Genomic DNA, 13,028 nt, shown 5'->3' with positions numbered 1-13,028 from the left:
CAAGACAACCAGTGGCGCGGAAAATTCCCGCCGACCGATGGCGATGTGCCAGCCAGCCCTTCACTGGCCCTCTTCATCGCCATCCTTGGCGCTTTCCGAGCCGGCACCCGCGGGGAGCGAGGTGTCATTGAACTGTCGATTATCGGAGCCGGCACTGCCCGCCCCTGCCTCCGACGTGGCAGTCTGATCGTCATTTGCACGGCTCCCTGCAGGCGCCGAGCCCCCCTTCAGCGAATCCTTGAATGCCTGGATTCGAGCGTCTGCGCCTTCATTGTAAGCGGCCTTGCCTTCGGCACCTGCCGTCGAAAAGGCCTGCTTGTAGTCGGCTCCCGCAGCAACTGCAGTAGAAGCCATGCCTGCCCCCGCTGTCAGCGCACCATTGGCAACAGCATCACGCACTCGCCCCCCCAGGGAGGCCGAACCTGATTCGCGGAATGACTCCACGCCAGCACGCCCGGCGGACAAGGCGACGCTACCTGCCCTGCCCAGTGTCCTGCCGGTAGCGGCAGTACCCCCCGTAATCGCCCGCCCCAACGCTACACCGGCTGCCTCACTGCGCTTTTCACCCAGCGTGCGCTTGTCACCCGATTCTGCCTGGGCTTTCGCGCCCGAGTCACCGGAAGACGAGCCCCCGACACCCTGCCCGTTCGCGCTGACCAGCGCCGCATTACCACCCGAACCACCGCGAGACCCGCCCCCTTTAGGCCCACCACCTGGTGAATTGCCGTCTGGCGGTGGCAGCCTGCCTTTGTCATGCCCCAGGCGCATGCCTGTACCGGACCCCTGTATTCCAGCACCCACCGAAGCCATGCCACCACGCATCTGGCCCACGGCATTGGTCTCCCCCAGGTCACCTATGCCTGCACCAATCCAGCGCAGCACCTGGTCAGGCAATGTCTGGGGCAAGCCGAAGATCATGTACAGCACGGGCAACAACGTCAGCCCGAAGACCATGAACCACCAGGCAAAGGTCAGGAATTCCGAAATGGCACCCACACCACCTGACGAGGACACCACAGCACCCCGCATGGCGAAGAAGCCCTGGGCGATGTAGTCGATCACCGGGTCAGACACCAGCACCGCAGCAAACAGGCCAAGAACAGCCAGCGCAGGGCGAGCGAACAGCGAAAGCAGCAACAGGTAGCCCTGCGTCTGGGATCCCACGAACGTTCGATCCGGCGTCATGTGCATCACCGCCCACAGCGGCGCAGCAATAATCGATTGCAGTACAGCAAGTACCCATCCAACAAAGACGATCATGAACAGCGTGTAAGGCAAGCTAGGGAGAAAGACTGCAAAGTAGAACGCCAAGGGTTCGATATAGGATGCCATCAGGGCGAGTTGCTTGACTGGCACCGTCAATACCCAGTCCCAGAGAGGGGTGACGACCTTGTCCAGATCAAGCCCGTTACCCAAGCCCTTGACCGATGAAAGCGCGCCTGCAACCACCCGTATCGCTGTGCCGGCCGTCTTGATAGCCACATCGGCCACAAGAATGCCGGCGCGCGCAACGGTCAAGTAATCTCCCACACATTTCATGCGGTTCATCGAGCCGCCCATCTGCCCGGCCGTGCCGCACAATGGCGTCTGCCCGTTGCTGCCCGCCCCCGTTGCAATCTCCACCACGTTCAGCATTACGCCGTTGACGAACGATGACATCTTGGAGTCCATGTCAGCTTTCAAAGAGCCGACATTGATATCGCTGTTGGGGTCCTTGGGAATGAGGCTGGCTATGTCCTCCGGCTTGGACGTGGTCGATTGCTTGTACCCGGGCTTCTCTTCCGCCTTCTTGTCGATTGCCTCGGTGACCGTGGTTACGCTGTGGGTCAGCAAAGACGCCCGAGCGTCGGCAGGCAATGCGCCAAGGGAGGGAGCGCTGACCGAACCGACCGGCTCTGACAGCACGCCAGCAATCTGGCCGCGGACCATGCCAACACGCTGGAACCATCCGCCCGCCGCAGCCCAGCCATCATTCGTGAGTGTATCCAGGAAGTCCTTGAGGCCACCTTCCACATCGCCTTTGTCACTGTTCACCTGGGAGTACAGCTGTGTCGCGACCTTCTGTTCAGCCTCGTTCACGATGACATTGAACTGGTCGGAGTCCACTGCGTCCCAGCCCGAGTCGTTGATAGTCGCAGGCCAGGTACTCACCCAGCTGTCCAACTGTTTCATCATGCCCGTCGCGGCTTCACGCTTCTTGCCCTGCACGTTCACCCGCAATGACTCAAGCGCCGTCTCCATCGCCTCTGTCTGGGGCTGTGCCGCGTAAACCGCCACCTTCACGGTGCCACAAAAAGGCGCACCGCCTGCCAGGTTGGTAATTTTGTTGCGGTCCTTGATCTCGAAGATGTACTCGGTGCGGCCATTTGTCGTGACGAGCTTGTCCTGGGACGACTCAGCCCTGACCTCAGGGGCTGCACCGGACGCCGGGTTATTCGCATAGATCGAATTGGCCGCCGTGGCGCAGTACGTCGCTGCCAGGTAGCTGCGGGCAAAATCGCGCAACCCATAGAAGTTGCCCGGTGAGTTGACCCCCTCGACGATACCGTTCGGCGACAGGACGCCCATGGCCATCCCCGCCTTGTAGGTGCCGTTGGCAAAGCCGACGCCCCACAGGGAAAACATCAGGACAATGAGCTGAATGAATGAAAAACCGCTTGTCGTCGGCAGCAGCACAGCGCCACCCGCCACGATCCGCACAGGCGTCCAGAGCGAGGACCAGCTCTTGCCCATCGCCTCCCCATCGTTGGCCGTGTTGGTTACACCCATCACGGCAACGTAGGAAACGATAAGCGAACCGATGATGAGGATTCCGCTATTGAAGAAGCCGAACATCGTCGCGAGGATGTTTGCGCTTGCCTGCACAGTGTTGGGGTCGGTGCCATTGACCAAGGTATCGATTACCGGGCCAAAAATCCTGCCAAGCATCTTGACTGACTGGTCGCTGCAGTCGCTTGGATCGCTGCACGGTGAAAACGGCATCTGAGCCATTGGGAATACCTACCTGAATCGAATAGCGGACGGTTGATCTAAATCGTTCGCGACGAATTCCTTTGGAATGCTCCGTCGTCCTTGAGTTGAGCGGCATCAGCCCTGCGCGTGCTGGCCTGCACAGGGGCTTGCAGCCTGAGCCATGGTGCTGACCTACGAACCATGATCCTTCAGATATAAAAAACATGGCAATCTTAAACCACAAATCGTCAAAAAATCAAAATATTGATACGAAAGAAAATTAACAAGAAACGGTAAAGACTTGATCATCACGACAAGGCGGGAACAGACAGGGAAATTCGGGAAGCGATAAAATCCAAAAAAATGACGCAATAAAGCGTCAAAAACACGATAAAAGTGGAAAATTCCAGACAACCTGTTTTCCGCGCATATCGCTCGCCCCGTCAGCACAAGTAACTTTTCGATACCTGGAGAGGTGCTTATCACTCGACCTTTTCTGGAAAATTCCGCGTGACACCCCCTCAAAAAGCCGCTCAATCGGCTTTGTAAAGTTGTGTAAATAGACATTTCACCTACTGGCCAGCGCAGCAGGCGAGCGGCATGATTGGCGTCAACCCCCCATTTAATGGGCGAATGAGCTTACCCATCGCCTGACGAACATTTTCCAGGCATAAGGCACCCAGCCGTCCAAGGGATACCTTAAACCGCCAGAAAACCGATTTATCCGACTCAAGCACAAGAAAAATAACAGTAAAAATGCTATGGTCACTCAAGCAGCGAACCTCCAGGCTCGCGGCGGACTGGCGACTGAATCGGGCACGCTCAAGCCCTGTGAACAAATGACGGACATAGATGCAGCTATCAATACGTGATGCGAGCCGATTCGTGATCGGCGCCGGGTTAATGCGCGAAAAAGCGATCGAGGCCTCGGGCAACCCTGCAATCAGTTTTGGCAACGTAGCGCAAGCCGCTCTGCGGCAAGGCCCCGACGGCCAGAAAATCCGCCAGACGATCGACACACTGGCCGACCAGGAGTCTGCATACCTGCGCGCTACACCTCCCCACACCTTGAGCTCCGATCGGGTAATGCAAAGCCGGGAAGCCGAAGTGAACGTATTCACCGCTATCCACCGTGCCGTGATCGGCAGCGTAAACCTCGAAGCGGCCAGCCCATCACGGAAAAGTGGCGCAGAGGCCGATCTGCACCAATCACTGCTCGACGCATTCGAGGCGATCGACAACACGCCTGGCTCGCGGACAGATCGGGAAGGCTTGCTTGCCAGCGTGCGCGAGCAGGTAATTGCAGCCTCTTCCGATGCCGACGGCATGAAGCGAATGCTGCGCGACAGCGAACAACGCTACCTGGCGGCCGACCTGGACAAGACCTTCGCCCGCTATGCCAACGCATCATTGCCACGCAGCGAGAGCAGCAACGACTACAGCATGTAAGGATCACAGGCCATGCCGACTGCACAGGCGTTTCAGAGCTTCACCGCTTCCGTATTTCCTTCTCAATCGACGGAAACCGTCATCGCCAAGCAACCCGTACTGGCCGAATACGGCCGCGAACTGCGTAACGCCATCAGCCAACTGCCGCCAGAAGCAACACGATCGCTACTGGGCGAATATGGCCAGGCATCCCCAGCACTCATAACGTCAATCGAGGGCTCCATTCTGGATCGCGAATTTGCCCACGAACGCGCTGCCCAGCAGGCAGACGTCAGCCAGGACTGGCTGACCGCTGCCGATGCGCACGGTACAGGGATCAATGAGTCAGCGGCAGCAGCAGACGACACCTGGAACATGAACCCCTAGCCACAAATGCAGGCACAAAAAAACCGGACCAGCGTCCGGTTTTTTTGTGCCTGCCATCACCAGCAAAAGGCCGGCGAACTCGCACCCTATCGCGAAGCAGTCTTGAACTGCCGGGTACTGTCCTTGCACCCCATGGATGCAACAGTGAACAACACCTCATACCGCGTGTATGCACTGGCAGAAATGCTTGATGGCCTAGGCCCCTTGTCCACGGTCTTGCTGTACGCAAGCACCGCATCGCACGCGATAGCATCCACGACCTGGTTGCTGACACTAGCCGCACGCTGGCGCATCCCCAGCTCGAACTGCGCATCATCCAGAACAACCGGCGTACGCGCTGGCGTGGTCGCCAATGCAGCGTAAGTCCCTTGGGTTTCCCCCAGCAAACGTACGGCAATCGTGATAGCGCCACCGTTCTCGATCCGCGGATACCCGGCAAACCGCGCAGTGAACTTATCCGTAGCCGCCAACTGGCTTACCGTGCGACCCACCACTTTGGCCCAGTATTCATTTGGCGGATTGGACGGCTCATACGCTGGCGCCCCTCGATCATAGGGCTTGCCCGCCATCCTGAGCTGCTCCTGGCGCAAGAAGTAGCTGGAGCGGCATTTGTTACTAATCTGCGCCTCCAGCGGCCGACCAGACTTTGCGCTGTAAAGCAAAGCAGATGCGCATTGCAGCTCGAACTGCCCGTTGAGGTACAGTGGCTCACCGGTCCCCAACGGACTTATAGTGGGAATAAGGTTGACCGCCCCACCACCGGCCCCTCCCGCAACCCCGGTCACAAGGGCATTGGGCATCATCGAAGTCAGCGAACTGACAGCCTCGTCCGAAAAGCGAATCTTGGTGGTCCCGTCCGGCATCTGCTCGGTGGTTACACAGCCTGCCATTGCCGCAGCCGCCAGCAGGGGCAGGATGAGTTTGCACTTGGTCATGCTCGTGTCCTTACTTGAAAAATCTGCTTGAGCGCGATCAGAAGAACCGCCCCATGTCTTGCTGCCTGACCTTCGCCTGGCGAGTCTCGCGCAGCTGGCGCACCACGTCACCTGCACGCATCTCGACAGGGTCGCCACAGAGCTCACCCACCTCGACCACGTAGCCATCACGTACGCCCACCTGCACAAACTGCACGAACCTGGCATTGGCCATGAGCGCACGCTTGCTGCCCTCGTCGACAAAGATGCCGAGCGCCAGTGGCGGCATGCGCGAGTCCATGAAGCTGACACCTTCGACCGACAGGTACAGCCGATCGGAAACGTAGGCGGCCTCGAAAGGCATGCACGAAGCCCAGGCGGCCTCGAATGGCTGGACACCCACGTACAGGGTGTCGCCTTCCAGCGCAAAGCTGAATCGCCCACTTTGCATGGGCGAGAGCAACATCACACGATCGTGTTCGGGATGGCGCAGCACTTCGTCCCGCTTGAAGTTTGCCGTCCAGCGCAGAAAATTGGCGTACGCCACCACTTGCCTGGCGGCCCGCGCTACACGAGCCCGTTCTTCTGCACCTATTGCCGGCCCGACATCCTTATGGCCCTGGGTCCCCATCAACATCAGTCCTCGTGTTTTTTGCGCTTTTCCAGCATCCCGAAGAAGTCATCAAGAATCTTGTTCAGCATTTTCTGCGGCGTGTGGCCAAAGTTCTTGGCGTGCTCCGAAACCCGCTCGTGATTGTCGTTGCGCAAGGTGTAAGCGTTGGACGGATCCTTCTTGCGGTTACGGAACGAAATCAGCCCCGAACGGCGCGCCATCGACATCATGCGCTCGTAATCGGTGTGCGAGATGTTGAACTTCTTGCGGATATCAACCTTGGTCAGGCGTTCGTCCGCCTTCATCAGGCGAACCGACTCCAGCATCAGGTTATGCAGCTGGTTCAGACGCACCAGGTGGTTGAAACCGCTGTCGATCTGGCCTCGCTCCACTGCCCCGCGATCGGTGTCCGGGCGGGCCAGGCCACTTGAGAGGCTCTTCAGCACGACTTCATCGGACAAGTCGAGCGGGTTTCGGTTCTTTTTGGTCTCCTTGAAATCAGGCGACTCGCCGCTCAGGTAGTAGACCGAGCCTTGCTTGCCGATTTCCACCTCCAGGAAAGAACAGGCAACCATGAAGATGTCTTCGGTGCAGAGCTTGCGCGACACACCCTGCTGAACGGCTTCGCGGCTCAGCGGCTCGCCCGCCGCACGCATGGCCGCATGGGTATGCTTGGTCCGCTGGATGTCCTGGACCATGTTGAAATACGACTTCAGCGGCAGCACCTTGTCGGACAAGTTGACCAGCGGGTGCAACTCCTTGACGGTGTCTGCCAATACATCCGGCGAGGGGACCAGCAGGGACCGCAGCCCTTGGGCCAGCGACAATAACTTGGCCCCGTCTTTCACTTCATTCGCTGGTCGCATATACGTACCTAAGGTTTTCCAATCCAAAATAGTCTTCAAGTGCCTGCGGGGGAGCAAACACCCCGCTCAAGCAGAACAGCAGCCGAAGGCTTCCTTGGGGATGGGAGCAGGTAATCATTGCGGCGCCAGGCACCCGAGATCACCCCCCTGACCTGGGTCAAGGCCCATGGACTGAAGTGTCTGCTTGGTCAGCTCCACCTGCGCCTTGATCGACTCCGGGTCGTTCGCCATCTGCTGCGCGACAGCATTTTCAATCGGCGACCGAGAGGAAGCAAGGTTAGACAGGGTCGCCATGACCGCAACCACGACTAATGGAGGGACAAGCCAAGCCAAAGCCGTCTTGCGCCGGCGCGACCTGGCCTGCCGTGCAGCATCACTGGCGGCCTGCTCGCGCATGGCTTTGCGCGACGGCTGGGGGGCTGCAGCAGCATACTGCGACGCACCCACCGCAACAGGCTGGGAGGCCTCAGGCAGCACGACCATCCGTTCGGCTTCGTCGCGCTGGAAGTAACTGTTAAGTGCCTCGTTCAAGCATTCCGAAAGCGCCTGACGCACGATGTAGGCGACCAGCGCCGGATCAATGTGCGGGGCCAGCGCGCCCTTGCGATCGGCTTCGGCATGGAACACCAGCTGCAGAGCGGCCAACTCGTGGTTCGCCTGCACGCCAGCTTCGTCCTGGATTGCCAGGCTGACGCTGCCCTTCAACAGACGCTGATGGCCGTCGTCTTCAGCCATGTCGAAACCGCCAACCACCAGGGTCAACTGCTGGAACCCCTTGGGAATGCGCACCGTCCGCGTTGCACGCAATACATCGTTGGGGCATTGGCTGTCGAACACCACCAGCAAGTGCTCGCCCGAACCGAAGATGCGAATGCTGGGATCGAACTCGAAGTTCGGCGCTTTGGCTTTCATGTACTTTGCTCCTTAAAGTTTTCCAAAGATGTCTTCAAGTACGACGGCCTGCGAAAGGCCCGTCATCATCCTTGGCTTCCCTGTACGGTGATCGATGAAGAAGGCAGCCGGCACACCCGCCTGTTCCTTGCCGTTGTTTTCGAATGCGGCAAACAGGAACGCCAGGTTGGTGCTGAGATGCTCAACTGTTTCCGGTGTTGGCTCGGAGCGGATCTGCTCATGTTTGCCCAGCACCCGCGCAAGCGTTTTCTGGTCCTTGGCCTGCAGGATCGTGGCGGCGAGCGGCACGCCATCGGCCGGGTTGCCCAGCGCAGCGGACGGAATCCACTTGATGGAGTGGCCCTTTGCCGCGTACGCCCTTGTTAAGTTGTACGTCTCGCGGCAGTACGGGCAGCGCGGATCGATGATGATGTAGACGGTATCGCCAATGCCGCCCTTGCCTTCCTTGACCCCAGCCAGGGTGTCAACTGTCTTCATCGACTCGGGGATAGCCCCTTTGAAGCTACCGTCCATGGCTGCGGCCTCGCGCACATTCGGCGCGGCAACCGGCGACATCATCGGCGCGACAGGTGCGGCCGCCGCGGCAGCCACTGGAGGAGATGCTGAAAGAGGGCTTGCTGCCTGGGCAGCACCCGGCAGGAAGGCGTCGGAGATGTTGGTGCCCGTTTCCGCATTCCAGGCTACGCCGGTGAACAGGACCGCAGAGTCCGGGGTGCTGAACAGCACCACCTGGTGGCCGTTTTTCTCCACGGTCCAGGCGGTCAAGCCACCCAGGCCGACAGGGCGGGCATTGACGATACGGCCATAGCGCGACACCCGCTGCGCGGTCAGGTCATCGAGTTCCTGCTGGGCCGGAGCCGCTGGCGCAGCAGCTTGAGCGGTGATGAAAGACGAGAGATCTGCCGTTTGCGTGGGGGCGGCATGGGCGACTGAAACCCCCGCCGCAAGCGCCGCCAGCACGGCAATAGGTCTTGCAATCACACCTTTCATGGCTCGATGTCCTTATTAAGAATCCAATACGACCGTATTCTAACAAGAATGTAGAAAAAGGCACCAAAAAATAAAAAAAGGCCATCTTCTAGATGGCCTTGGGTGATCGCCCATTAGCTAGAAATCAACGCTTCATGACGGCCCTGCATCGCGCGCCGCCGCCTCAGCCGAGGCATGCCTTTGCTGCTGCAAGTCCTCATAGCGCTTCTTGTCCGCGTCAGAGTACTTGTATGCCGACATGGCCAACTCAAGGCCATTGACTGCCTTGTCCAGCTGAGGCTCCGCCAGCGATACGCCCGCCTTGCACTCATAGAGGAAGTGCGACAGGATGCCCGGCGCCTCGGGGAACCCAGCTTGTCGCCCGATCGTTTGCAGGGCGTACCACATGTCCCGGTCGAAGAATCGCAGCCAGCGCATCTCGGCAGGCGGCAGCACCCCCAGGCGCCGGGCCTGGAAGAACATGGCGAAGATGATGGTCCTGACGAACGCGTGAGCATGCAGGATCGCACTGGCATTGGGGTGTTTGATGTATTTCTGGATGATTGCCCTCGGCTTCTCCAGCGGTATGTCAGGCTTCAGCCATGCATAAGGCTCAGCAGAACCTGCCCCCTTGCCCGAAGGTGCCTTGAACTGGTCCCAGCACCACGCAATCATGTCGTCGCTGTCAGCCATCGCCGCCTTGAAGGCACTGTCGTCCAGCGACGTGTCCGTGGCGACCACCCGTGGCAGTGCGATTGCCACCAGCAGGGTTTCTGCCGGCGACAGGTTGCCAACCCGGGTCCAGTGCTGGCCCAGCTGTTGGCGCATCACGTCCGTGGCCTTCTCGCGGTCGAGGGTCGGCGCCCAGCTTCGGTCAGGCTGCGCCTGCCAGCCACTGATCAACAGATGCTCATAGGCAAACTGGCGAGAGGTCTGTGACATGCCGAATACCGGGTGATCCAGCGGCTGGGCGATCAGGTCGAGTTCGGCGAACATGCGCAGGTGCGGGTACTGCACCTTGTTCTCTTGCACATAGCTCTGGATGTTGTGCGTCCTGGTGAACCTGAGCTTGGGGTGGGTCTTGTTGATACGCATGAACATGCGGATCGAGAAAATCACCATGAACACGAGCAAGAACCCGTTCATGAGCAGCGAAGAGGACGTGATTTCGCCCCACGCCACCCTGGAAAAGTCGCGCTGGCACGCGCCGACGATACCGTCAGGCGCACACATGCGCCCGACCCATTCACTGATCGAGGAAACACCCGGGATTTCTGCAACATCGCCCAGCACGCTCGGCAACCAGAGTTCCACATAACGAATGTAGGTGTAGGTGGCGGAAATCTTTTCGTGGGCAAAATACCAGGCACCCCACCCACCCAGGTAAAGCACCGCGATGATCCCAAGCAATATGGCCGGGTCATCCCAGGTGAAACTCTTTTGCCCGCCTCCTTGCTGCTTCATTCAATGCCTCCTCTCGCCGCCACAAAGAAATTTACCGGTCATGACTGCGCTACCTGACCAGCTCTTTGAGGATGTTGTGCGTGGTGCGCACGCGCCCCACCATGAACACCGCGACCTGACGAACGACAGCCCGCACGGTCATCTTCCTGACCACCTCGATGTAGACCAGCCCGCCCGTCATGACCAAGGCCAGCGGCAGCAGAAACTTCCACAACGACGGCACCAGCAACAACGTCAACCAAGGCAGGGCGGCGCTCGCGTTGATCACGAAGAACCGTGCGGGTGGAGCACATCTGCTCCAGTGATACCGACCTGTTGCCATAACCTCTCCCTAAATTCGCTTTGACAGCCACCACCTGAATGCGCCGGCTCAGCCGTGGCGCAGATCGCGGGCAGTCGCTTCTGTGATCAAGCCTGCCGCCAGCAGGCGGTCTGCTTCGGCCGCGAAGGTATGCCCTTCATCCCGCACGAACTCGGCGACCCGCTGGGTCACACGCCCCATGTCGGTCAGGTCCATCAAGGTGTCACGCACCTGCTCGGTAAACCTCAACCATGAGCGCGCAGCGGTGCGCTTGCCATCCACCGTTGGCACCAGTTTCTGCGCCATCATGAAACGGCTGGTGTCGACCAGGTCATAGATGGCGGTCGCCCGCTCCTGCTCGGGAAAGCGGGAAATCATCCGGCGCATGATGGCCGCCACATCCTTGGCGTGGACCGTGCCAAACACCGGGTGCCCCGTGAGCGACAACTCCACCGCCGCGCGGATGGTTTCCTGGTCACGCAACTCGCCAATCACGCACAGACCCGGCGCACGCCGCATGGCCTCGCGGTTCGCCCGGTAGAAATCCTTGAAGTGCGTAGGAATCTGCGACTGCACGAAGATCGAATGCTTGCTCTGGATCTTGTCGTAGGTGAATTCGATCGGCTCTTCATGGCTGATCAGGTTGCCCTTGATCGGCGTTTCGTTTTCCAGGATGAAGCGGTTGATGGCGGCGAACGTCGTGGTCTTGCCATGGCCGGTAGCCCCGGCCACATAGACTATGCCATCGCGCGGCGTCGCCATCCTGACGATGTCCTCGCTCAGGCCAACATCCTGGATGCGTGGCGGATCATCAGGAATGGCCCGGATGACGATCTGGCAGGACGTATCACCATGGCAGGCGATGGGCGAAGCGTTCACCCGGTAGGCGTAACGCAGGCGAGCCCCTCGGGCGTCCTTGCGTTGAGGGTCGAACAACTCATACCGCTCGTTGACCGCCGTGCCGGAGACGATATCGGTGGTGGCGGTGTCGCGGTTGGCCGCCATCTTCAGCAGTTCGTTGACTTCCCCGACATCGAGCGCACGCCGGGTGACTGCATACAAGCGCCCGTACTTCTTCACCACCACCGGCAGCGCAGGCTGGATGAAGATGTCGCTGACGCCATGGGTCAGGGTTTCCAGCATCATCGCCTTGAACTGGTCGGCGCGGTCGAAGCGAAACGGGTCTTCGTAGCTGGTCAGCCGTTCCAGGCGCTCAATCAGCGCGCCCGGTTCCAGCATCATCACGTCATCGTGGAAGTCCTGCTTCATTGCGCCCCGCCTTCAGCGCCAGGCTGGGCGCGCAAGCCACTCCCACCCGGTGCCGCAAATGCCTTGGCAGCCGCAGGCTGAGGGTAAGCGGCGGGCGACGGCGTCGGGCTGGTTGCCCGGGTTGGCACAGCACGGCGCACCGGGTCGGCAGTGGTGGAGGTGGCAATCGAGCTGCGCCACACATTCATGTTGTCATTGAAGTCGGGCAGCGCCGTGATGCGCAGCAGGGTTTCATCTACCGCCATCGAGCGCCCTTCCTTGGTAACCGGGATCGAGGCACCGGAGATAATCGGCAGGGTGACCTGGCCGTGGCGGGCAAACTCACTGAAACGGCGCATGCCATCGATATCGCGGTTCATTCGGTCGAAGCCGTAGGTCAGCATCAGGTTTGCCTGCTCGACACCTTGCTTCCAGCCTTCACGCACAGCCAGTTTCCACACCTTTTCTTCTTCATCAGAGCGCGGCACCAGCGCAGAAACCAGTGATGTGCGATCGAAAGTGGGCAGTGGGAAGCTCAGGTATTCGCGCCAGCTTGGCGGAACGGAAGAAAAGCGTGCCTGCGACTCGATCTTGTAGGCGGCGCCGGAGAGCCGCAACGTGTAGTTACCGTCCTGGTTGTACAGGTGGCGCGCCTCGGTAATTACCGGTGGCACCACGCGGTCCTGGATCATCAGGCTGCTGAAGTCGTAGACCGTATCGAACTCGCGCTCGCGCAACTTCAGCGCCTTGTTGATATTGGTAAGCTGCCAGGCCAGGCCCGCCTTCACGCCCACCTGCAATGCAGCATCCAGAATGGCCTCGCCGCGCGCCGCCGAGGCCTGGTTCTTCTCTTCCCGCATGGCTTCGACAGCCGACCTGGCATCGCCGCTGTCACCCTGCTGCTGAACGTAGGCGGGCTTGTCATAGAGGCGCTCGGCGTCCTCCAGGGTCATCGGGGGCATGTCCATCGCCAT

12 protein-coding genes are annotated in these 13,028 nt (G+C 59.8%); 2 read left to right on the top strand and 10 right to left on the bottom strand.

The genetic code is table 11. The annotated features are described in order from the left end of the window. Positions 1-60: 60 nt before the first annotated feature. On the bottom strand, positions 61-2,991 hold the full coding sequence (locus tag B9A31_RS04050; protein ID WP_025754291.1) for a DotA/TraY family protein: 2,931 nt from the start codon (positions 2,989-2,991) through the stop codon (positions 61-63). 846 nt (positions 2,992-3,837) lie between these two features. Here B9A31_RS04050 and B9A31_RS04045 point away from each other — a divergent pair. Both B9A31_RS04045 and B9A31_RS04040 read left to right on the top strand, forming a co-directional pair. Next, complete coding sequence (locus tag B9A31_RS04045; RefSeq protein ID WP_232062831.1) at positions 3,838-4,401, top strand: hypothetical protein; 564 nt, start codon at positions 3,838-3,840, stop codon at positions 4,399-4,401. Positions 4,402-4,413: 12 nt separating this feature from the next. Continuing rightward, positions 4,414-4,767 (top strand): hypothetical protein, encoded by a 354-nt coding sequence (locus tag B9A31_RS04040; RefSeq protein WP_019097462.1) that lies wholly within the window; start codon positions 4,414-4,416, stop codon positions 4,765-4,767. 86 nt (positions 4,768-4,853) lie between these two features. On the opposite strand, the gene B9A31_RS04035 is transcribed toward B9A31_RS04040, so the two are convergent. From B9A31_RS04035 to B9A31_RS03995, 9 genes are all read right to left on the bottom strand, one after another. Next, positions 4,854-5,702 (bottom strand): hypothetical protein, encoded by an 849-nt coding sequence (locus B9A31_RS04035; protein ID WP_084296672.1) that lies wholly within the window; start codon positions 5,700-5,702, stop codon positions 4,854-4,856. Between the two features lie 37 nt (positions 5,703-5,739). After that, positions 5,740-6,318 (bottom strand): hypothetical protein, encoded by a 579-nt coding sequence (locus B9A31_RS04030; RefSeq protein WP_237616591.1) that lies wholly within the window; start codon positions 6,316-6,318, stop codon positions 5,740-5,742. Next, positions 6,318-7,160 (bottom strand): hypothetical protein, encoded by an 843-nt coding sequence (locus tag B9A31_RS04025; protein WP_019097465.1) that lies wholly within the window; start codon positions 7,158-7,160, stop codon positions 6,318-6,320. Before B9A31_RS04025 ends, B9A31_RS04030 begins: the two co-directional genes overlap by 1 nt. A 114-nt stretch (positions 7,161-7,274) precedes the next feature. After that, a complete protein-coding gene (locus B9A31_RS04020) occupies positions 7,275-8,072 on the bottom strand; it encodes a hypothetical protein (protein WP_084296671.1) in 798 nt (265 codons plus the stop codon). Between the two features lie 12 nt (positions 8,073-8,084). After that, a complete protein-coding gene (locus tag B9A31_RS04015; RefSeq protein ID WP_025754295.1) occupies positions 8,085-9,062 on the bottom strand; it encodes a thioredoxin domain-containing protein in 978 nt (325 codons plus the stop codon). Between the two features lie 132 nt (positions 9,063-9,194). Then, positions 9,195-10,505, bottom strand: coding sequence for a secretion/conjugation apparatus DotM-related subunit (locus tag B9A31_RS04010; protein WP_025754296.1), 1,311 nt, complete (start codon positions 10,503-10,505; stop codon positions 9,195-9,197). Positions 10,506-10,554: 49 nt separating this feature from the next. Then, positions 10,555-10,773, bottom strand: coding sequence for a hypothetical protein (locus B9A31_RS04005; RefSeq protein WP_019097470.1), 219 nt, complete (start codon positions 10,771-10,773; stop codon positions 10,555-10,557). A gap of 102 nt (positions 10,774-10,875) precedes the next feature. Beyond that, positions 10,876-12,075, bottom strand: a complete 1,200-nt coding sequence (locus B9A31_RS04000) for an ATPase, T2SS/T4P/T4SS family (RefSeq protein WP_019097471.1) — start codon at positions 12,073-12,075, stop codon at positions 10,876-10,878. Next, entirely contained in the window at positions 12,072-13,016 is a 945-nt protein-coding gene (locus B9A31_RS03995) for a type IV secretory system conjugative DNA transfer family protein (protein ID WP_232062834.1), read from the bottom strand. The genes B9A31_RS04000 and B9A31_RS03995 overlap by 4 nt, the downstream gene beginning before the upstream one ends. Positions 13,017-13,028 lie beyond the last annotated feature (12 nt).

This window comes from Pseudomonas sp. URIL14HWK12:I5 (genome assembly GCF_900176445.1).
GTDB classification, from domain to species: domain Bacteria; phylum Pseudomonadota; class Gammaproteobacteria; order Pseudomonadales; family Pseudomonadaceae; genus Aquipseudomonas; species Aquipseudomonas monteilii.
Note: the sequence above shows the minus strand (reverse complement) of the source record. Positions and strands in the feature narration are given on the sequence as shown.